Here is a 20,443-nt window from a genome sequence, read left to right as displayed (position 1 = left end):
TTTTGACTATGGCAAAAAAGTCCACTTACATTAGTGAACGTTTGTACACTTACTTACAATTTTATAATACATTGTTTTAATTGCAATTTTATATTAAAAACCGCCATATAAGACTTTAGTCGTATTCTACTTGCTTTCTGAATAAAGCATAAATTTAGCGAATCAATAGAAACCTATTTGCACGTCTTTAGGATTTCTCACAATAATACAGCCAGAAAGGATATTGATCATGAATAGCCCCCAGCCTACCCCTGAACATCGCTCACAACAATTTTATCGCCAATACAGTGCCAATGCGCTCTTACCACAACTCAACTGGCAAACTATCTTTGCTCAAAACAAATTAAATGACACCCATTTACGTGCATTGAATACGCTTTATCAAGCTGCAGTTCCTCTCGCTTTAAATGTTTTCGATGAGCTAAATTTTGATGTATTTGCACCTGCTGCTTATCAGCCACAGGGTTTAGGTTTATTTGAAAAACTAGCCCAACAAGAAGAACTTTTCTTAAAAGCACTCGAAACTGAATCGTCTCATCTAGATCAAGATACTCGCCATCAAATGTGGAGCATGTTATTGCGCGGTGGTGCGGTATTGGTCTTTAAAGCGTGGTTGGGACATGTGAAAGCAGGTGAAAATCAGCTTGATCGAACTCAATTTGATGAACTTTCAGATTTGCTTTTTATCAAAACTCGTCCTGAACAGTTAGCACAGCGCTTAAAAATTGAGAGCAATGCTGAAATTGAACATATTTTTTTAATGTATGAAAATGACGTCTTTTTAGATCACTTTAATAGTCTAGAAACCGCCGCATTATTTGTTGATTTAGGCGTATATGATGCTGCGTTCTTGAGTTTGCGTGATGACCGCGTTGCAGAATATCTTAAAGCCAAAGGTTATGTCACTCAAGAGCAGATTGATGATTTGCAATGTGCATTAAACCCGCTGTATTGTGATAGTTTAATGCCAAAACAAGATTGTTTAGCTTAAAACCTAACTAAAGCCACAATATTGATTGTGGCTTTTATTTTGTAATATTAGAACTTAAAAGAATCTAATTCAGCAAAGTGACCTCATATTTATCTAATTTTCCATCTGTTGTTTTATATAGTCTTAAGTAAATTTGTCCAGCCTTATTCCTGCCCTCAATTGCTACGCTGAAATCATAAAAACCTGAGCTACCCAAACGTTTACCAGCTTTATAAACATTATATTTTTTGATAGCCCCATATTCTTTTTGAACAATTGAATCTTGATGTACTATTTCATTGATATATTGTTCATTTTCCTTATTGTATATTAAATTAAATGCGAATTTTCCAGCGAAAAAAGCAGCTATTAAAAGTAAAGAAATAACAATAATTTTTTTCACAAGAAACTAACCTTCATTAAATTTTAAAAATCATATTAAGTAATGCTTAACAATATGTGCTGCTAAAAGGATAGACTCTAATTTGATAAACCAAGCCGATTAATCTAAGTTTTACTCTTAGTAACTGAATAAAACACAGTTGTTTTAAATCATTTATTATTTTTCCTCTATTTCTCCAATCGCTGCTTATGTAAATTCATCACGACATCACTGAATTCATTTAAAATAAAGTTCGCCCATAATTTACTGTACCAGTTATATTCTGTCGAAATCCGATAATCAATAGTCAGTGTTAACTTGGTCGTTTTATCATCAATTTCTTCAAGCTCATAGTCTGCTTTTAACAAATCAAAATAACGTCCGCCTATCTCCAAATGATCATCCAAGAATCCTTTGGGAAAAGAGTTTGGATCGAATTGGTAATTCCATGACAATAAATAAGGTGGATAAGATGCTGTGACATTTTCTTTAAATTTTATGCCACGCTCCCAGTGTATGGTACGGATAAGCTGATCATCTTTCTGTTCCGTCATACCAGAAATAGGTTTTGGAAACCCCATAGTAAAGATAAAACTATTTTTTACTTCTTGAGATTGAATCTGCCCGATATTGTTAATCGCATGAAAGACCTTTTCTGCTGGGGCATGAATAACCATTGAGCGTTGTGTTTGCTCATATTGCGTCCGATTAAAGTCAGGTAATAACAGCCATAAAATGAGTGGTAATAACGCAATGGAATATATTTTTACACTTGGCTTCCCTAGATAATGGCAAATCAGGCGGATGAGCGCCGCCCCGACTAACAAGCCAATCAGTAAAATTGGCAAAAACATAATTAAGCAGATAATTCCTTCTTTTAAAACAACCACACAGAAAGCAATCACAATCACCAATACTAAGGGCTGAATCTTAAATATCTTGGATAGAAGAATAGAATTCTGCTGTTCTCGAATCATAATATATTCAAATAATGCCCCAAGAATCAAAGGAATCAGGATAACCATGATAGAGGACATCAAGTCGTTGGAATAACCACTCAATAAAACTGTAAAAGCAAGCACCATTAGAGCCAGCGTTAATGGCAATATCTTTAAAAATGAACGTCTAGAGATAGAAGCATTTTCTAATTTATAAGGAACTGTATTGATTACATTTTCTTGCACAATCAAATAAGCATTTAATTCATTTTTAATTTTATGAAACTGATAATTCTCTACACCGACTTGTTCCAACAAATTTACTAAATCTTGCCGAGTTTCATCCGTCCATTCGTTAACGACTATGCGACAATATCCTTGTTGTTGTAATTCTTGAATAATTCTTATTTTTTGATCCAAAATATTTGGCATGCTTCATCCTATATCAACTTCGATCAGCCCAAAGCATTGCATTGAGCTGACCGTCCCTATCCTAAATTAGAACTTCATGCTCATGCGCATCCAGTAATTTCGACCAATATTATTGAACTGTTCACTGGCACCATATCCAAACATGGACGCACCCGCTTTATTGAGATGTTCGGTGTAGGTCTTATCCAAGACATTATCGACACCAACTGACACATCAACAGTATCTGTTAATTTATATGTCCCATTCAAAGCCAAAGTATCGAACGCTTTACTTGGATTCATGTCATAGCCAACCACATTTCCTTCATTTAGGCTAATACGATTTTGTTTAGCAACCACACGCCATAATAGCCCCAAACTATATTTATCCTCGATATAGCGAAGGTTAATACGTCCCTCTAAAGGTGAAATTTGCGGTAAAGCACGACCATCAGAGGTATTTTTCCCCCAAGCATACATAGTAGATACATCCGCTTGGATCTGATCAGTAAATTGGTAACCAACACCCGCTTCTGCCCCAGCAATGGTTGCATCCACATTACGTGCCAAAGGTTTTCGCTTATCAGGCGTATGATATTCCAACAAAATGAAATCTTTAATTAAACCTGCATAGGCTGAAGCCCAGGTATTCCATGCACCATGTTCCGCTTGAAAACCAATATCGAGCTGTGCCGTACGTTCATTGTTCAAATTGTCTAAGTTATCGATCATACGATAGCTGGTGACACCCATCATATCGGTTGTTCCGACCCCACGATCTGTTGAAGTACTATACAACTCCCAAAAATCAGGGGTGCGTTCAACATAGCCCACGCCTGCATAGGTTCTCACGCCATGTTCAGGTAACACTTTTTCAAACCGGATAAAGCCACTTGGTACGGTATCCTTGCGGTTTTTACCATTTTGAAGTTGATCAATCTCGACCTGATCGACGCGCATACCTGCAACTAATTTTTGATCGGCATCAACGTTATAAGTCCATTCAGTAAACGCACCATAAGACTGGAACTTTAGATCTTCAGCATAAGGCGAACTCATTTTAGGCATGGCATACATCACCATGTCACCACCATGCTTGTTATGCTGGCTATCCAACCCTGAAATCACGCTGAATTTATCCCAATCTGTCGTGACCGCCAAACGGGTATTTAACGTACGGCGATCAACACGCATCGACATTTTATTCGGTACCATCATCTGCATGCCGTGCATATTCATATTGGTCATCGGCGGAGTACGTAAACTAAAATTATCCATGATGTGATCGTTATAGCTATAGTCCACTTGTGCTTGGACTTTTTTAATCACGTTGTTCAGATTTTTCTGCTCGGCATGTAAGCTCAAACTTTCACGTTTAAATTGTGCGCCATCCATACCACGACCTGCATAGGCAGCTTCACCGTCGCCTTTACCTGCACGAAGTTCTAACCAAGCATCGTCAGTCGGTTTCCAACCTAGGACAAGATCCGCCCCCCAACGCTCCCAATTGGAATGAACATTTTTCCCGTCACCATCTTGATAATCATCCGCCACAGAACGATTGGCATTCAAACGTGCATATTTCGTTTCATCCCCAATTGCAGTTTCAACATTATGATCTAAACGTCCATAAGAGCCGAGCAAAACACTGGCTTGACCGCGATAGGGTTGATCTTTGCTTAAGTTTTCAGGTTGACGCTCAAAAATCACGGTTGCCGCAGACCCAGGCGTTGCATATTGAACCGTTTGCGGCCCTTTAATCACCGTGATTTGGTCAAAGCTTTCAGGTTGAATATATGAAGTCGGTGCATCCATCCGAGATGGACAAGCACCTAGGTTTTCACTGCCATCCACCAACATTTTAATGCGCGAACCAAACATGCCACGGAAGGTAACATCGCCGTTGCTGCCTCCATTTTTAATGGCATTGAATCCCATAATGCTTTGTAAATAATCTGCGCCATCGGTTGCAGGTACAGGCTGAATCGGTTGCTTCGGATCGGCTTGAATGACCAATCCGTTGCTCTGATTGGGTTGTTGTGCAGTGATGACGATCGGTGCAAGCACGACTTGAGCAGGTTGTTGCGTTGATTGAGTTTCCGTACTTGCCCACACCATCGCGGTATTTGAGACAGCAAGCATCGCAACCATAAGCGGTTGTAATAAAAATTTAGGCTGAGCCATAAGAGCTTTCCCTTAAACATAAACACGGCTTGAGCTTGCAAAATCAAATTTACAAACTCTCGTAGCGGCGAATTGGATTCGCCCTATTTAAAAAGCAATGATTTATGCAAAGTGTGGCGGGGCTCGCCCTTGGGGCAATAAAAACAGTTGTTGTAGCGCAAAATAAACATGCCTAAAGGCATGTTGATAGGCCACTAAACGGATCTGAATCCGAACCAAGACCTCTTTAATCCCCAACTCAGGTGGCAGGATCAAGTTGGCATAGACAGTACAATACTGACATTGATGATTCGGATCATGATGATCATGTTGCGGCATCGAGACTTGAGTATGTTCAAGTTGATGTGCGTGATGATGCGAAGAATGTACGTGATGGTTGGGGTCGGTTTGTATTTTGGGTGACAGTAAGGCTTGGGTAATCGTTTCACACACAGGTGCAATTTGATATTGCTTCGGGAGTAGCGGTTGCAAAAATACCGCGATCTGTAAACAAACCGCGGCGAATGCAAACAGCAAACCACAACGAAACAAAGAAAACATCTTTAAAAGATTTTATAGCTTAGCGCTTAACTGCCACTTTCTCTTTTTCACGCTGGCGAATCACTTTTTCCACTTTTTCACGAGCACGCTGACGTTTTAATGGCGATAAATAATCCACAAAAAGTTTGCCATTTAAGTGATCCATTTCATGTTGGATGCAAACAGCGAGAAGTTCGTCAGCTTCTAACTCAAATGCTTGACCTTCAAGGTTAATTGCTTCGATTTTTACGCGTGACGGACGCTCAACTTTGTCGTATATTTGAGGCACAGAGAGACAGCCTTCTTCATAAGGCTGAGTATCTACAGTCAGCGGAGTGACTTTGGGGTTAATGAACACCATTGGTTGGTTTTTCTCTTCAGAGATGTCCATAACAATAAGCTGAATATGATGATCAACCTGAGATGCCGCTAAACCTATACCCGGTGCCTCGTACATGGTTTCAAGCATATCTGCTGCAAGCTGACGAATATCATCAGTGACTTCTTCGACTGGCTTAGCAATGGTGCGAAGGCGGGGATCAGGGAAACTTAGAATAGGTAATAAGGCCATACTGACATCCTCAACTTATGCCGTTGATCAGAAAACCGACTGAAGGGAATGCTTGATCAAAAAAAAATGTGTGTAATGTCGTTATTATAACGCAACTACGCACATAATTTTTAGGAATTATGATAATGAAAAAGGTTTTAAACGGCATACACTCATTTCATGCCTTGGGGTTAAAAAAACAACTGATTGCTGTCGCGATTTGCGCGGGATTGGGGATGAGCGTCAATCTCGCTCATGCAGCAAGTCCAAATGTCAGCCCTCCTTCTGTGAAAGCTGGCGCGCCTCATGTTTATGTGGTGAAAAAAGGTGACACCCTTTGGGATATTTCGGGTAAATTTTTAAGCAAACCTTGGCGCTGGCCAGAAATATGGGCCAGCAATAAACATGTTAAAAATCCGCACTGGATCTATCCTGGCGATCGACTATTACTGTGTACTTTAAATGGCAAACCTTTAATCGGGAAAGATGAAGGCGATGGCTGTGCAGGGATCATTCGTCGCTACACTGGCAACACCTCAACCTTACGCCCACAAGTCCGTGTTGAGGCCTTGAACAATAGCGTACCAGTAATTCCACTGGCGCATATTCAACAATGGTTAGAACGCACCTCTATTCTTCCAGCAGATACCATTGCACATACCCCATACATTTTAGGGACCGCTGACAAACGTGTCCTCGCGGGCAAAGGTCAAAGTGTCTATGTACGTGGTAAAGGGCTAGAAAATGGTCAACGTTATGGCGTATTCCGCGAAGGCGAACCCTACATCATTGTTGATGAACACGGTAAAAAGCAAAATCTCGGTGTAGAGCTCACACAAGTCGCTTCTGGAGTTGCGATTCGCAATGAAAATGACATCACCACAGTTGAATTAACCGATAGCTACAACGGTGAAGTACGCCGTGGCGATCGTGTGATGGCTGAACAAGATGCAATGTTACCGACCCTGTTCTATCCAAGTGATGCCAAACAAGTCAAAGATGGCGGTAAAATCATTCGTGTCATGGGCTCAATCGGTACTGCTGCTAAAAATGGTGTCGTCACTGTTGATCGCGGTACCACTGACGGTATTGAAATCGGGCAAGTGTTTAATGCTTATCAAGACGGCGAAACCGTCAAAGATCCTAAAACCAAAGAAATGGTCAAATTACCTGGACAATATGTGGGTAATGTGATGATCTTTAAGAGCTTTGATCGTCTGAGTTATGCCTATGTACTCGAAAGTGATTTACCGATTAAAGTCGGCTCAAACATCAAATCACCTCGTCTTGAAGACTAGTTGATGACTGAGCAATGATCTGAAATGTTGAACCAACTATCACCTCATCACTACCACACTGTGTTGTTGTGGTATTTGGTTCAGCATTCGCTTTCTAGTTTCAAAAAAATCATCCACTATTTTGGGGATTGTGAACAAGCGACCCAAGCAGACCGTTTTTCAGAATGGCAACAACTCGGCTTACATGCCAATCACTTAAAACGCGTGGAAACATTCCAAACGCCTCAAGGAAGGCAACAGTTTGAACAACTGGTTCAATTGATTTGTAAACATAGCGATTTTATTCTAACCCCTAACGATATCGATTATCCGACCCAACTTTTACCCTATGCTGATCATCCACCGATTTTATTTGGACAGGGTCAAGCGCACGCGTTATTACAGCCACAAATTGCCATGGTTGGTAGTCGAAAACCGAGTCCCCATGGGCGGCAAGTGGCTTATGATTTTGCCTATTATTTAAGTGAAAAAGGTTTTTATATTAGCAGTGGCTTGGCACATGGAATCGACCAAGCCGCGCATCAAGGCGGACTCGCTCATCAGCGCACCATTGCCGTGGTCGGCACAGGTTTAGATACCGTTTACCCTGCTCAAAACAAACAACTGGCTCAACAGATTATTCAATCAGGTGCCATTGTGACCGAGTTTCTACCGACCACAATGCCTTTACAACAACACTTTCCTCGACGTAACCGTATCGTCAGTGGTTTAAGTCTCGGTGTGGTTGTAGTGGAGGCCGCATTAAAAAGTGGTTCTCTGATCACCGCAAACGAGGCAGCCAATCAGGGCAAAATGGTATTTGCAATCCCTGGGCATATTTATAGCGAACACCATCAAGGTTGCCATCAACTGATTCGTGAAGGTGCGATTCTAGTCGACCATCCTGAACAAGTGATTGAAGATTTGGCATTGCCTACACAGTGGCAAACTCAACAACAGCAAGTCGAAGACACCTCTCCCACCGCAGCAAGTCTTCCGCAACATCTCATTGGCCTCTATCAAATGTTAGACTGGGTCGGTCAAGACTTAGATCAACTCGCTCAACGTAACCAAAGTGCTATTGCAGCGTTAACGGCACAATTAATGGAACTCGAATTATTAGGATTGTGCACACAACAAGGCGGACGCTATTTACGTTGTCGCCCAATGCTTTAAACTAACACCTCCGCTTATTTTTATTTTTACACTCTCACATGATAACGTCCTCCATCTCTGAAGCTGCTCAGTTGCTCAAACAAGGTCAAGTATTGGCATATCCGACAGAAGCCGTTTGGGGACTGGGTTGTGACCCAAAGAATGAGCAGGCATTTCAAAATATACTTGAGCTAAAACATCGCCCAATCGAAAAAGGCGTAATTTTACTGGCTGGGCAAATCGCACAAGTCGAACATTTATTACAAAGTTTGACTCCCAAAATACGCCAGCAAGTCATCAATAGTTGGTCTAACCGCACTCCCGTTGAACGCGCAACCACGTGGTTACTACCTGCTGATCAACAGATTCCAACATGGATTAAAGGGCAACATCCTTTGGTTGCTGTGCGTGTCACCACCCATCCATTGTGTGTCGAGCTGTGCAATGCTTTTGATGGCTTTATTGTCTCGACCAGTGCCAATCCGGCAGGTTTAACGCCTGCACATAGCTTAGAACAGGCACAACGTTATTTTGGTTCCACATTAAATTATCTAGAAGGTGATCTAGGACAGAGCCAAGAACCGAGTCGAATTTTAAATGCGCTCACAGGCGAAGTGATTCGGGCATAAAACAACGGATAAAATGAGCCAAAATGCAGACAAAAAAAAGCTCAGTTATATAGGGATAACTGAGCATAAAAAGGATGTGTATAATCACATCCAGAGGGTTCACAAATTCGGCAAGCAATCTAAACACTAAAATGTATCAATTTGCTTCTGCGCTTATTATGGATCAATCATCCTATTTATACAAATATATTATTTGCCGCGCAAAAAAGGTGAAAAGCGTACCAATTTTGTCACTTCTATACTTTCAATAAAATTATATTTCTATTTTTATTCAGCTTTTTTTTGATCACAATTTTAGCTTTTCTTCAAAATATACGTTTAATATCAAATAGAAAGAATAGTCTTCATATCTATTATTTTGCGCGTTTGTCTATTTTTTACACAAACACGCATTCTAAATACATCTTAAGTCGTTGGCTCTAACACTCGGGCTGATAATTTCACGGTTTTTTTCTGCGCCATCACGATCCCTACAAGAATCATTACCCCTCCAACAGTATGATAAATCGTCCAGCTTTCTGCCAACCAAAAACTGGCAATAATGGCAGTAAACACTGGCATTAAATTCATAAAAATACTGGTTCGGTTTGGACCGATCGATTGCACAGCAAGCATCCATAATAATGGCGCAATCAATGATGGAAACATACCTGCATACAATACACTTGCGGCATTATCAGCATTGATGCGGTCTAGCCCAAACCACAGTAAAAATGGCAGGTGGTACAACAACGCAAATGCAATTTGTACATATAAACTGGTCATTAAAGGCAATTGCAGTTGCCATTTTTTTAGGAATACACCATAGAAGGCATAGAAACCAACAGCGATGACCATCACCGCATCGCCCCAGTGTCCGCCTTGGGCAAATAAACTGGAAATATGCCCTTGGCTCATGACATAGATCAAACCTGCAAATGACAACAAACTACCAAAAATCGCAAACCGATTCGGTCGGTCTTTCAAAATTAGATACGAAATAAATATGGTAAATACAGGAACAAAAGCATTCACAATACCCATGTTGGTGGCAGTGGTATAATGTGCTGCGGTATAAGACAAGCCTTGGTATAACACCATACCAAATGCACTCAATATGGCTAACTTACCGATCAATGGGCGAATTAAAGTGCGTTGCTGCCAAACTTTCGGCAACATAAACGGTGTCAAAATAAGAAAAGCCACAAACCACCGATAAAAACTAATACTGACAGGTGAAATCAGATCAGCCACATAACGGGTCACCACAATATTCAGTGACCAAATTAAGACCGCAATCAAGGGCAACACAAATGCCCATTTTTGATATTTTGTTAACTGACCCATCACCTTTCTCACAATATTTCAGCAATGTGGCTATTGTGAAAGATGTCTAAATTAATTGAAATATCGTATTTCAGACATTTATATCGCGCTTACGACATTGATTAGAATAACTCCCAAGTCCGCATCGCGTGTTCAACCACTTTATGTAACTGTGCGACCGTTGCCCCATCTCGTGCTTGTATGGTTAAGCCTTGCAAAACCGTTGAGTAAAAATCGGCCATTTCGGCTAATGGTGCTGTGGCTGCCAAATCACCATCAACAACGCCTTGCTGTAAACGTTGCAGCATTTTTTGTTTGGTTTTCAGACGCTTTTCAAGAATATTGTATTGTATCGCTTGGGCATTATCAGAACAATTCATGGTTGCAACCACCAGCATACAACCCGAAGGTTTATCGGGTTGTGCTAGGCGCTGAACATTGTCATAAAGAAAAAGTTCAAATGCCACCTTTGTGGTTTTGGCCTCTAAGAAAATCGCTTCGATTGGACAAGCTTCATGCGCAAGATAGTAATCAATGCATTTATAAAACAACCCTGTTTTATCACCAAAACTACTGTAGAGACTCGGAGCCGTAAGCGCTAAAGCATGAGTTAAATCACTAATCGAAGTTGCCTCATAGCCATGCTCCCAGAATAACAACATCGCCTTTTCTAAAGCCTGCTGTTCATCAAAACACTTTGGGCGCCCACGCTTCTTTTTTTGCAGATCATCACAAGATGGCGGCAGAGCAGCAGGTGGTTGAGTCATAAGGATCACAAATATTTTTATAGCGATCATTATAAAATAATTGACTGAATGGCTTTGATCAACTATTTTATTTTTTAACGATCGTTATAAAACATTATTCATTTTCAAATTTTATTGTTATCTTACTAACAATAAAGGAATTTTTATGGAAAACTCCCTTTCTAGCGAAATACCCCCCATTCAGTCAAGCCAAACACAAGGCAATTGGTTTGCACTTCTATCCGTGACCCTCAGTGCTTTTGCCTTGGTCACAGGTGAGTTTCTTGCGGTTGGCGTACTGAATGAAATCGCGCGTGATTTTCAGATCTCTGTGGGCACAGCAGGTCTCACCGTTTCTTTAACTGCCATTGTTGGGATGTTTGCAGCAGTACTCATTCCTGTGTCTGCCAAAACACTAGATCGGCGACCGCTGTTACTGATGTTAACCTTGCTGATGATTCTCGCGAATTTCATCACGGCCTTTGCACCAAATTTCACGCTTTTACTGCTCGGAAGAATTATTTTAGGGATTGCGATTGGTGGCTTTTGGGCAACCGCAGTTGCTTTGAGTGGTCGTCTTGCTCCACCGCATTTACCTATTGCCAAAGCAACCGCATGGGTCGCGTTCGGTGTCACGCTGGCAAGCGTACTGGGTGTGCCAATGGGTACATGGCTCGCGCAATATAATGGATGGCGCACGTCTTTTACAGTCATTTCATTAATGGGGATTTTGCTTTTAATCTTCCAATACTTGTATCTACCTCAATTAAAACCATCTTCTTCGCTACGCTGGAAAGAACTCCCAATCCTCGTACAACATCCCGCTGCGCGTAAGGGACTGATTATTTTTATCTTTATGGGCTTTGCACACTTTGCCGTTTATAGTTATTTTTCTGCCTTTTTTAAGCACCAGATTGATTTCTCTGACAACCTAATTAGCCGTTTACTGTTGGTTTATGGGATTGCAGGAATTTTTGGCAATATCTTTGCGGGTTATCTCGGACAAATCAATATTCGCTATACTTTTGCAGTCAGTGGCGTTGCCTTCTTTTTGGCATTTTTAAGCCTCCCAATGTTTGGCACACATATCATGGTCGCGATCGTACTGACGGCGTTGTGGGGCTTTGCCTATGGCATTATCCCAACGGCGGTAAATATTTGGATGTTTACTCATGCACCTGAGGCAGTGGAAAAAGGTATGCCGATGGTGACATTGACCTTCTTAATTTTGATTGCTTTAGGCAGTATGTTTGGCGGAATCATTGTCGATCATTTTGATGGCACGATCTTGTTTTTTGCTATGCTCCCGCTCGTACTCTTTTCTCTGGTATTGATTTTTACCCTCGCACGCGGTTTAAATAATCCTAAACTCACCTGCGAAAATTAATATGAGCACGCCCAATGAAGCATGATGTCGCTGCACAACTTCCCTTTCTGAATGGTATCGAAGTACATGAATTTCTTTATCAGAAAGATGATGTTGTCAGTCCGCATTCTTCACTTTGGGGTGACTTTAATTTTAGTTTAAATGGCACTTTAGAGTTTGACATTGAAGGGAAATATTATTTATCACCGCCGAGTTATGGACTTTGGCTACCACCACGTACCGAACACCAATCACTGCCAGTTGAACACGAAATTCATTATATTTGTATTCGGATACACCCTAAGTTCGGGCAGTTTTTAGGCAATAGCTGTCGTTGTTTTAGTATCACACCCTTCTTCCGTGCTTTGGTTGTGCAGATTTTAGAACAACAAAAACAAGCGACACAACCTGAATACCTTGAACATTTACTCCAAGTTTTATTTGATCAACTCAAACAGGCCCCCGCTCACTCGCACTATTTACCACAAAGTAGTCATCCTATTTTGGTGCCTATCTTAGAACGGTTATCCGATCCTGAATTATTCAATGTCAGCTTGCAGCAAGTTTTACACAACTTTTCTGTCAGCGACCGTCATGTGCTTCGCCTGAGTCAACAAGAGTTACAACTTTCATTATCCGAATGGCGAAATCGAGCGAAAATCATTTTTGCGATTCATCAAATCCGTCAAGGCATGACCATTAAACAGCTGGCCTTTGCATTGGGTTATCATCATAGTTCTAGCTTCATTGAATTTTTTAAACGCTATACTGGACAGACGCCAATTCAACTTAAAAATGCTGCAATATAAATATTATTTGTATGCATTCATATCTTTAGGATTGCACTCTCAGCCAATAGCAGTTAAAACAATCAAGACTTGTCACAACAATAAATTAGGATCTATCTCATGAGCCAATCGGTTTATCACATCCCTGTTCAAGATATCAAAGGTCAAGACGTTGATCTTGACCAATATCAAGGCAAAGTTCTACTGATTGTTAACGTTGCTTCAAAATGTGGTTTAACACCACAATATGAAGGCCTAGAAAAACTCTATCAAGCCAAGAAAGAGCAAGGTTTAGAAATTTTAGGTTTCCCTGCCAATAATTTCTTAGAACAAGAACCAGGTTCAAATGATGAAATCCAACAATTCTGTTCACTTAATTATGATGTGCATTTCCCATTATTTGCGAAAATCTCAGTCGCTGGCGATGATAAACATCCGTTATACCAAACCTTAACCCAAGCGATTCCAGAGCGTACGGGTGAAGGTCCTTGGTGGAAAGATTTAGTTGATTATGGATTAACACCAAATAATCCACCAGAAGTACTCTGGAATTTTGAGAAATTCTTAGTTAATAAAAAAGGTGAAATCGTGGCTCGTTTTGCACCAGATATTACTGCAGATGATAAGCGTATCGTGACTGCGATTGAAGCTGAATTAGCCAAATAAGTTACAAACCCATAAAAGAGAAGGATCCTATTACGCTCCTTCTCTTTTGCATCACCCAAATACCCTTTCTTATTTAGTTTCTTTGACTAAAATGTTAATGAATTGCAAAAATCACATTTTTCTTCATACTTTCTCATTATAGTGACGATCTTCTCATATTTTGGTGCAGTTCAGCCACGATGAAAAATCTAGCCATAAAAGCCATTTTCTCTGCCACGACACTTGCTACAACATTTGCGCTCGTCGGTTGTGATCAAGCGCCGCAAGAAAACCATCAAATTGCTGAACCAAACACTGAGTTTGACTCAAACATAAGCACCGATGATGCCAATACAACACCACCGCAGGATATTCAAAAGTTAAGCAGTGGTAACCTATTTAATATCGTACGTGACGTTGCACAACTACAGCTGAAAACCGATGACTATACAGCTCTGCTCAAAAGTTCACAAAACCAGCTTGAGCAAGCGATTCAAGAAAAGAATACACAGCAACTGCAAAACACAACGGCAGACCTCAAACAGAATCTGCATGGTTTACACGATACCTTACAGGCACTTCATCTAAAGAGTCATGAAGTTGATCAAATTCGTCAGCGCTTACTTAGTGCAAACCAACAACTTTTGAAAATGCCACTCCTTCATGGTCAACTGGATGTTACCCAATTAGACATTGAAAAAATTGAGCAACAATTTAATCGTATTCAAATGGATATGCTTAAACTGGCGACCTTGATATTGGGCAATACCGACTCTGAGTCTCAAGCCGCGGTATAAAAAACGATCCCTAAACCTGCATTGCCTGCATCGGATAAGCAGGTTTAGCAAGATTATTGGAGGCATGTTGAGCAACGCTTGATAAGTGCAAACCATGTTGTGACATTTGTTTATATTTTATGAGTTCAGCATTGAGTTGCATCACCCGCTGTTTTAATTCAATCGACATAAACTGATCGGACTGCGCCAGCGCCACCCAACCCGCTTGTACTCTGCGCTTAGGATTGTCATAGGCAAGTTGTTTTTGCATCCACTGATGTAATTTCAATGTGCGTTGATAAGCTTCAAATTGATAAGAAAATAAAGTTGTTGAAAGTACAGCTTCAGGAATCTTCCCAATCAGTTTCGTTTCAATCTGTCGAAGTTGATAAGCATATAAATCAACACGATATTTCAATAAATGCTGATTAAACCATTCACCGAGATCGATGAGTAGCTCCATAATCAGGTTGCATTGAGCGATCAACTGCTGCTTTTCCTGCATAGGTTTAGCTTGTTCGACTTTCTGTACTCTCCACGTACGATAAACTGCAAAACCACCAATAACAAAAGCGCCAATTGATCCTGAAACAATTCCTCCAATCGCTGCACCAATCGCCAGACTGCTCTTCATCACTGAGTTTGATTGTTTATCAGCTAAATATGGACGCGACACAGGCTTGGTCTGAGACGAGCTAAAATTACGGTACACCGCAAAACCGGTATTCATCAGCGGTATAGGCAGAAAGTCATCAGCACCACCCAAATCTTGCAAACTGGTTTGAGCAATGTGTTGAACGGACTCATAACTCAGTGCGAGATCTGCAAAAACGGAAGCATATTTCTCTTGGAGATGTGCCAATTCAATATTTACAATAATCGCAATATGCGGGTGCTTTTTTGCAAAGCTTTCTACGGCTTCAGAGGCTAGAGTACACTTCACCTGCATCGGCGTACCATCTACAATCAGGTCAAAACCTGCTAGATGCGAATGTTCTGCAAATTCAATACTATGTCCTTGCTGGCTCAGATTATAGGCAACTTGCTGTTTTGCTAAGTAAGATGATAGACGTGATACCGCTGCATCATGATCATAATCAGATGCTGGAATTTGTTTTAGGTTATAAAATGCATCTGGATGACCTTTAGACGCACTCACCAAGGCATCCAAAACCAAAGGATTGATGTGTAAATAGTTCCAGATAAAACCCAAGCTATAATGAGCAGGATGAATACCACGCACTAGTTTAAGGTCTCGGCCTGTTAAAATTTTCTGCAAAGCTTCATTGGCAGCTTTATGCCGATCTAAGCTCACTACAAGCTCATTGTTATTTAACAGTTTAGGTGCACTTTCAATCACATTTTTATAATAAGGCACAATAAATTCATGGGTAACCAACCAATGGTTTAAAGAATGACCCACAAATTTTAATCGGTGTTGTAGATCGATCAGTAGCTTGGTTGTCTCAACAGGACTAGATTGTAAGTGCTCAGGCAACATCAATGAAACAGCCCACTGAGTTAACTGTTCATGTCTGTGTTGTTGTTGGATATGTTCTAAATTTGCCAAGTGCTGTAAGGCTTCAACTACATCACTATTTCCCTGCTCATTATGATGACGATTTCGACTCAATAAACAGTGGATAAAATCGTAATGTATATGCTCAGGATGTGACAATGGTGGTATGAGTATCGCTTTATAGATTGCAATTGCGAGTGACCATTCTTCTAAACGTTGATATAGCGCAGCCAATGCAAACTTAATCTCAATATCATCATATTCAGCATGTAATTGCTTCAAAATACTTAATTTTAGCGGGCTATCTTTACAGCTTGCTAACTGCGTTAATGTTTCATCTCGTTGTTGCTGGCCCAAGGGTTGATTCACATATTGCAAATGGAATACCAAGCATTGCTCAAACCAAGCAAAACGATGGGCATGTTGCTGATAGGCAGGTATAAATACTTGGTGAATCAAGGCAATTAAGCGTAAGGAGCAGTTTATTTCTTCTGTAGTACCATGCTGAAAATGCCATGTTTTAGGTAAAGTCGGATGAAATAAATGGCTATATAAGCCTGCGGTTAATTCAGGTTGAGCAAGTGTGACCAACTTCAATTGATCTTTTACAGATAAATGATGTCCCTGTTGTTCAATACGATCCAAGCGCAACTTTAAGACATTACTTGCTAACATATTTTTCCTAATTTTTTTATTCAATATACTCGTTATTTATCGCTTAGCATGATGTGATCCATATCCCGCTAAGTCTTCATCATATTATGTTTTTAGATAATAAAAAAGCACCTTCAAGGTCGATATCAAAATCAACTTCAAAGGTGCTTAAATTGAATTTATATTCCTAATTCATCCAATTGAGAATAACAAAATAGAAGAATAGCCACCTTACAGTGACGATTCATTATTTCTTATCTAAACTAATGGTTGCTTTACTACATTTACCAGACTGTGCAAATTGATATTCAGCAATTGCTTTTTTACCTGTCTGTTCATCAACTTGTTTTAAATTTGCTCCACCCGCTAATACCCCTGGTTTAATGTATTGTTGGATGAAATATTGTTTACCCGCTTCCGTCGTCAGTGCCAAATGGTTTGGTGAAAATTCCGACTCTGTAGAAACCGTATGCTTTTGATTACCAGTCACTTCTTTTAAGAAGAACGTACCACGAGCCGTTTCGCCTAAACATTCACCATCAATCCATACATCTTTTTTCAATGCACCACCAACGATACTATTAGAGCGATAAACATAAATTGCGGCATTACCTTCAGTTGGAGCATCCAGTTTTTTTGCTTGTTGTGACAATTGCGGTGTTGCTTGAGGCACTGTAGCACAACCAACAAATGCAAGACTAAGAACAGCAGGAAGGAAAATTTTCATTATCATATTTCTCATTTGATTATTTAATGCGTGACGCACTTTATATGAAAACGACAATTATTTGAATATTATTTTTAAGTTATTTTTACATAAAAAAAGCCACCTGACGGTGGCTTTTTTTATCTCAAATCAACAATTACATTGCACGATTTTTGATTTTACGAATCGTTTCAAGCTGAGCTGCTGTTTCAGCAAGCGAAGCAAGTGCAGCAGCAGAGTCCAAATCACTCTTTTGATTCGCCAACAATTGTTCAGCTTGTTTACGAGCTTCCAAAATTGCTGCTTCATCTAAGTTGTCGGCACGGATTGCAGTATCTGCAAGCACGGTCACAACATGAGGTTGAACTTCTAACACGCCGCCTGATACATAAACAATTTCTTCTGTACCATTTTCCAACTGAACACGAATCGGTCCAGGCTGGAGTAAAGTTACAAGTGGAGCGTGCCCAGGTAAAATACCAAGCTCACCACCTGCACCTTTAGCGATCAACATCGTTACTGTGCCAGAGTAAATTGACTCATTCACACTTACGACATCACATTGCATCGTCGCCATGAGAACCTCCTAAATTAGAGTTGCTAATTAAAGTTTCTCGGCCTTAGCAATCACTTCGTCAATACCACCCACCATATAGAACGCTTGTTCTGGGATGTGATCGTATTCACCAGCTAATAGACCTTTAAAGCCACGAATGGTTTCTTTAAGCGATACTAATTTACCAGGTGCACCAGTGAACACTTCAGCAACGTGGAATGGTTGAGAGAAGAAACGTTGGATTTTACGCGCACGGTAAACAACCAATTTATCTTCTTCAGCCAATTCATCCATACCCAAGATCGCGATGATGTCTTTAAGCTCTTTATAACGTTGCAAAATGTTCTGTACAGAACGTGCAATTTCATAATGCTCTTGACCAACAACCAATGGGTCTAACTGACGTGAAGTTGAGTCAAGTGGATCGATCGCTGGATAAATACCAGAAGATGCGATGTCACGGCTCAATACAACTGTTGCATCTAAGTGAGCAAAGGTTGTTGCAGGCGATGGATCTGTCAAGTCATCGGCAGGTACGTATACTGCTTGGATCGATGTGATCGAACCCGTTTTAGTAGACGTAATACGCTCTTGAAGAACACCCATTTCTTCTGCAAGTGTCGGTTGGTAACCTACTGCAGATGGCATACGACCTAACAATGCTGATACTTCAGTACCCGCAAGTGTATAACGGTAAATGTTGTCGACGAATAATAATACGTCACGACCTTTACCATTTTCGTCTTTTTGATCACGGAAGTATTCAGCCATGGTCAAACCAGTCAACGCTACGCGTAAACGGTTACCCGGTGGCTCGTTCATCTGACCGTAGACCATTGCTACTTTGTCAAGAACGTTAGAATCTTTCATTTCGTGATAGAAGTCGTTACCTTCACGAGTACGCTCACCAACACCAGCAAACACAGATAAACCTGAGTGTGCTTTCGCGATGTTGTTGATCAACTCCATCATGTTCACGGTTTTACCAACACCGGCACCACCGAATAGACCAACTTTACCACCTTTCGCAAACGGGCAAAGTAAGTCAATGACTTTAATACCAGTTTCCAAAAGGTCAGTAGATGCAGCTTGGTCTGCATAAGAAGGAGCTTGACGATGAATCGGCAAACGCTCTTCTGTTGCAACAGGACCTGCTTCATCAATCGGGCGACCCAAAACGTCCATGATACGGCCAAGCGTTGCTGGACCCACAGGAACTGAAATCGGTGCATTTGTACTGGTTACAGTAAGACCACGTTTAAGACCTTCTGTAGAACCCATTGCGATGGTACGAACTACACCATCGCCAAGCTGTTGCTGAACTTCTAATGTAGTTTCAGTACCGTCAACTTGGAGAGCGTCATAGATCTTAGGAACGCTATTGCGCTCAAACTCGACGTCGATAACCGCGCCGATGATCTGAATGATACGACCGCTACTCATTGCTGTCTCCTCAATTCAAACTTAATAATGTTAAACGGCAGCGGCACCGCCAACGATCTCGGAAATTTCCTGAGTAATCGCGGCTTGACGCAGCTTGTTGTAAATGAGTTGTAGGTCTTTAATCAACTGCCCTGCGTTGTCGGTCGCTGCTTTCATTGCGACCATACGAGCAGATTGCTCACATGCGACGTTTTCAATCACACCTTGATAAACCATAGACTCGATATAGCGAACCAACAAACCATTTAACAATTCTTCTGCTTCTGGTTCGTAGATATAATCCCAACCATAAGTACGGTTGAGGTCATCGCTTTCTTCTGCTGATGCTAAAGGAACAAGTTGATCTACTTTAGGCTGTTGAGTCATAGCATTGACGAAACCATTTGAAACGAGATAGATACGATCTAATTCGCCTTTATCAAATGCATCAAGCATAACCTGCACTGAGCCAGTTAACTGTTCCAAACTCGGTGTATCACCAAGCTGGGTGGTCGCACCAAGCACTTTACCGCCGTAATTCTTAAAAAACGAAACCGCTTTTTGACCAATCAAAGCAAATTCAACTTCAATTGACTGCTGTTGTTGTGCTTTGACATGCTGCACAACTTTCTTGAACAAGTTAATGTTCAAGCCACCCGCCAAGCCACGATCTGAAGACACTACGATATAGCCAACGCGCTTTACAGGACGTTCAACCATATAACGGTGTTTATATTCAGGGTTTGCTTGTACCAAGTGAGCAATTACACGGCGCATATTATCGGCATACGGACGGCCCTGAGCCATGCGCTCTTGCGCACGACGCATTTTAGAAGCAGCTACCATTTGCATCGCGCGAGTAATCTTTTGCGTGCTCTTGATACTAGCTACTTTGGCGCGAATTTCTTTTAAATTTGCCATACGCTTAACCTAGTAGTCGAAAGC

20 protein-coding genes are annotated in these 20,443 nt (G+C 40.8%); 8 read left to right on the top strand and 12 right to left on the bottom strand.

Going from position 1 to position 20,443, the window contains the following annotated elements; translation table 11 throughout:
* The first annotated feature begins 229 nt into the window (after window positions 1–229).
* On the top strand, window positions 230–991 hold the full coding sequence (locus EXE30_RS11735; RefSeq protein ID WP_130162540.1) for a hypothetical protein: 762 nt from the start codon (window positions 230–232) through the stop codon (window positions 989–991).
* Window positions 992–1,055: 64 nt separating this feature from the next.
* Here EXE30_RS11735 and EXE30_RS11730 read toward each other — a convergent pair whose 3' ends face one another.
* The 5 genes from EXE30_RS11730 to def form a co-directional block, all read right to left on the bottom strand.
* Window positions 1,056–1,373 (bottom strand): hypothetical protein, encoded by a 318-nt coding sequence (locus tag EXE30_RS11730; RefSeq protein ID WP_130162539.1) that lies wholly within the window; start codon window positions 1,371–1,373, stop codon window positions 1,056–1,058.
* A gap of 167 nt (window positions 1,374–1,540) precedes the next feature.
* Window positions 1,541–2,722 carry a hypothetical protein gene (locus tag EXE30_RS11725; RefSeq protein WP_130162538.1) on the bottom strand — a complete coding sequence of 394 codons (1,182 nt, stop codon included), beginning with the start codon at window positions 2,720–2,722 and terminating at the stop codon, window positions 1,541–1,543.
* Between the two features lie 66 nt (window positions 2,723–2,788).
* Window positions 2,789–4,885, bottom strand: coding sequence for a TonB-dependent copper receptor (locus EXE30_RS11720; RefSeq protein WP_130162537.1), 2,097 nt, complete (start codon window positions 4,883–4,885; stop codon window positions 2,789–2,791).
* Between the two features lie 102 nt (window positions 4,886–4,987).
* Complete coding sequence (locus tag EXE30_RS11715; RefSeq protein ID WP_130162536.1) at window positions 4,988–5,425, bottom strand: DUF2946 family protein; 438 nt, start codon at window positions 5,423–5,425, stop codon at window positions 4,988–4,990.
* A 19-nt stretch (window positions 5,426–5,444) separates the two neighbouring features.
* Window positions 5,445–5,975: a peptide deformylase gene (gene def / locus EXE30_RS11710; protein WP_130162535.1), complete on the bottom strand. Its 531-nt coding sequence runs from the start codon at window positions 5,973–5,975 to the stop codon at window positions 5,445–5,447.
* A gap of 125 nt (window positions 5,976–6,100) precedes the next feature.
* On the opposite strand from def, the gene EXE30_RS11705 reads away from it, so the two are divergent.
* Genes EXE30_RS11705 through EXE30_RS11695 form a run of 3 tightly spaced genes read left to right on the top strand, consistent with a single transcriptional unit; the run spans window position 6,101 to window position 9,015 of the window.
* Window positions 6,101–7,252: a LysM peptidoglycan-binding domain-containing protein gene (locus tag EXE30_RS11705; RefSeq protein WP_130162534.1), complete on the top strand. Its 1,152-nt coding sequence runs from the start codon at window positions 6,101–6,103 to the stop codon at window positions 7,250–7,252.
* Window positions 7,253–7,276: 24 nt separating this feature from the next.
* The gene (dprA, locus tag EXE30_RS11700) at window positions 7,277–8,407 is read left to right on the top strand and encodes a DNA-processing protein DprA (protein WP_130162533.1); all 1,131 of its coding nucleotides are present in this window, start codon (window positions 7,277–7,279) and stop codon (window positions 8,405–8,407) included.
* Between the two features lie 38 nt (window positions 8,408–8,445).
* Window positions 8,446–9,015, top strand: coding sequence for a Sua5/YciO/YrdC/YwlC family protein (locus EXE30_RS11695; protein WP_130162532.1), 570 nt, complete (start codon window positions 8,446–8,448; stop codon window positions 9,013–9,015).
* A 405-nt stretch (window positions 9,016–9,420) separates the two neighbouring features.
* On the opposite strand, the gene EXE30_RS11690 is transcribed toward EXE30_RS11695, so the two are convergent.
* Complete coding sequence (locus EXE30_RS11690) at window positions 9,421–10,341, bottom strand: DMT family transporter (RefSeq protein ID WP_130162531.1); 921 nt, start codon at window positions 10,339–10,341, stop codon at window positions 9,421–9,423.
* Between the two features lie 101 nt (window positions 10,342–10,442).
* Window positions 10,443–11,087 (bottom strand): TetR/AcrR family transcriptional regulator, encoded by a 645-nt coding sequence (locus EXE30_RS11685; RefSeq protein WP_130162530.1) that lies wholly within the window; start codon window positions 11,085–11,087, stop codon window positions 10,443–10,445.
* A 145-nt stretch (window positions 11,088–11,232) separates the two neighbouring features.
* On the opposite strand from EXE30_RS11685, the gene EXE30_RS11680 reads away from it, so the two are divergent.
* From EXE30_RS11680 to EXE30_RS11665, 4 genes are all read left to right on the top strand, one after another.
* Window positions 11,233–12,453 carry an MFS transporter gene (locus tag EXE30_RS11680; protein ID WP_130162529.1) on the top strand — a complete coding sequence of 407 codons (1,221 nt, stop codon included), beginning with the start codon at window positions 11,233–11,235 and terminating at the stop codon, window positions 12,451–12,453.
* Window positions 12,454–12,467: 14 nt separating this feature from the next.
* Entirely contained in the window at window positions 12,468–13,241 is a 774-nt protein-coding gene (locus EXE30_RS11675; protein ID WP_130162528.1) for an AraC family transcriptional regulator, read from the top strand.
* Between the two features lie 99 nt (window positions 13,242–13,340).
* Window positions 13,341–13,886, top strand: a complete 546-nt coding sequence (locus EXE30_RS11670; protein WP_130162527.1) for a glutathione peroxidase — start codon at window positions 13,341–13,343, stop codon at window positions 13,884–13,886.
* Window positions 13,887–14,065: 179 nt separating this feature from the next.
* Window positions 14,066–14,662 carry a hypothetical protein gene (locus EXE30_RS11665; RefSeq protein WP_130162526.1) on the top strand — a complete coding sequence of 199 codons (597 nt, stop codon included), beginning with the start codon at window positions 14,066–14,068 and terminating at the stop codon, window positions 14,660–14,662.
* 10 nt (window positions 14,663–14,672) lie between these two features.
* On the opposite strand, the gene EXE30_RS11660 is transcribed toward EXE30_RS11665, so the two are convergent.
* The 5 genes from EXE30_RS11660 to atpG form a co-directional block, all read right to left on the bottom strand.
* Entirely contained in the window at window positions 14,673–16,835 is a 2,163-nt protein-coding gene (locus EXE30_RS11660) for a hypothetical protein (protein WP_130162525.1), read from the bottom strand.
* Between the two features lie 226 nt (window positions 16,836–17,061).
* Window positions 17,062–17,547, bottom strand: coding sequence for a DUF2846 domain-containing protein (locus tag EXE30_RS11655; RefSeq protein ID WP_228256121.1), 486 nt, complete (start codon window positions 17,545–17,547; stop codon window positions 17,062–17,064).
* A 130-nt stretch (window positions 17,548–17,677) separates the two neighbouring features.
* A complete protein-coding gene (locus tag EXE30_RS11650; protein ID WP_004668114.1) occupies window positions 17,678–18,097 on the bottom strand; it encodes a F0F1 ATP synthase subunit epsilon in 420 nt (139 codons plus the stop codon).
* A 27-nt stretch (window positions 18,098–18,124) separates the two neighbouring features.
* Window positions 18,125–19,519, bottom strand: coding sequence for a F0F1 ATP synthase subunit beta (gene atpD / locus EXE30_RS11645; RefSeq protein WP_004668113.1), 1,395 nt, complete (start codon window positions 19,517–19,519; stop codon window positions 18,125–18,127).
* Window positions 19,520–19,549: 30 nt separating this feature from the next.
* Window positions 19,550–20,419: a F0F1 ATP synthase subunit gamma gene (atpG, locus tag EXE30_RS11640; RefSeq protein ID WP_121930353.1), complete on the bottom strand. Its 870-nt coding sequence runs from the start codon at window positions 20,417–20,419 to the stop codon at window positions 19,550–19,552.
* Between the last annotated feature and the right edge of the window lie 24 nt (window positions 20,420–20,443).

The organism is Acinetobacter halotolerans (genome assembly GCF_004208515.1).
Lineage (GTDB): Bacteria > Pseudomonadota > Gammaproteobacteria > Pseudomonadales > Moraxellaceae > Acinetobacter > Acinetobacter halotolerans.
Note: the sequence above shows the minus strand (reverse complement) of the source record. Positions and strands in the feature narration are given on the sequence as shown.

What these genes read in the sequence shown, in the direction of transcription:
- EXE30_RS11735 (WP_130162540.1), top strand. Translation starts at nt 230, where the DNA reads ATGAATAGCCCCCAGCCTACCCCTGAACATCGCTCACAACAATTTTAT.
- EXE30_RS11725 (WP_130162538.1), bottom strand. Translation starts at nt 2,722, where the DNA reads ATGCCAAATATTTTGGATCAAAAAATAAGAATTATTCAAGAATTACAA.
- EXE30_RS11720 (WP_130162537.1), bottom strand. Translation starts at nt 4,885, where the DNA reads ATGGCTCAGCCTAAATTTTTATTACAACCGCTTATGGTTGCGATGCTT.
- EXE30_RS11715 (WP_130162536.1), bottom strand. Translation starts at nt 5,425, where the DNA reads ATGTTTTCTTTGTTTCGTTGTGGTTTGCTGTTTGCATTCGCCGCGGTT.
- def (WP_130162535.1), bottom strand. Translation starts at nt 5,975, where the DNA reads ATGGCCTTATTACCTATTCTAAGTTTCCCTGATCCCCGCCTTCGCACC.
- EXE30_RS11705 (WP_130162534.1), top strand. Translation starts at nt 6,101, where the DNA reads ATGAAAAAGGTTTTAAACGGCATACACTCATTTCATGCCTTGGGGTTA.
- dprA (WP_130162533.1), top strand. Translation starts at nt 7,277, where the DNA reads ATGTTGAACCAACTATCACCTCATCACTACCACACTGTGTTGTTGTGG.
- EXE30_RS11695 (WP_130162532.1), top strand. Translation starts at nt 8,446, where the DNA reads ATGATAACGTCCTCCATCTCTGAAGCTGCTCAGTTGCTCAAACAAGGT.
- EXE30_RS11690 (WP_130162531.1), bottom strand. Translation starts at nt 10,341, where the DNA reads ATGGGTCAGTTAACAAAATATCAAAAATGGGCATTTGTGTTGCCCTTG.
- EXE30_RS11685 (WP_130162530.1), bottom strand. Translation starts at nt 11,087, where the DNA reads ATGACTCAACCACCTGCTGCTCTGCCGCCATCTTGTGATGATCTGCAA.
- EXE30_RS11680 (WP_130162529.1), top strand. Translation starts at nt 11,233, where the DNA reads ATGGAAAACTCCCTTTCTAGCGAAATACCCCCCATTCAGTCAAGCCAA.
- EXE30_RS11675 (WP_130162528.1), top strand. Translation starts at nt 12,468, where the DNA reads ATGAAGCATGATGTCGCTGCACAACTTCCCTTTCTGAATGGTATCGAA.
- EXE30_RS11670 (WP_130162527.1), top strand. Translation starts at nt 13,341, where the DNA reads ATGAGCCAATCGGTTTATCACATCCCTGTTCAAGATATCAAAGGTCAA.
- EXE30_RS11665 (WP_130162526.1), top strand. Translation starts at nt 14,066, where the DNA reads ATGAAAAATCTAGCCATAAAAGCCATTTTCTCTGCCACGACACTTGCT.
- EXE30_RS11660 (WP_130162525.1), bottom strand. Translation starts at nt 16,835, where the DNA reads ATGTTAGCAAGTAATGTCTTAAAGTTGCGCTTGGATCGTATTGAACAA.
- EXE30_RS11655 (WP_228256121.1), bottom strand. Translation starts at nt 17,547, where the DNA reads ATGATAATGAAAATTTTCCTTCCTGCTGTTCTTAGTCTTGCATTTGTT.
- EXE30_RS11650 (WP_004668114.1), bottom strand. Translation starts at nt 18,097, where the DNA reads ATGGCGACGATGCAATGTGATGTCGTAAGTGTGAATGAGTCAATTTAC.
- atpD (WP_004668113.1), bottom strand. Translation starts at nt 19,519, where the DNA reads ATGAGTAGCGGTCGTATCATTCAGATCATCGGCGCGGTTATCGACGTC.
- atpG (WP_121930353.1), bottom strand. Translation starts at nt 20,419, where the DNA reads ATGGCAAATTTAAAAGAAATTCGCGCCAAAGTAGCTAGTATCAAGAGC.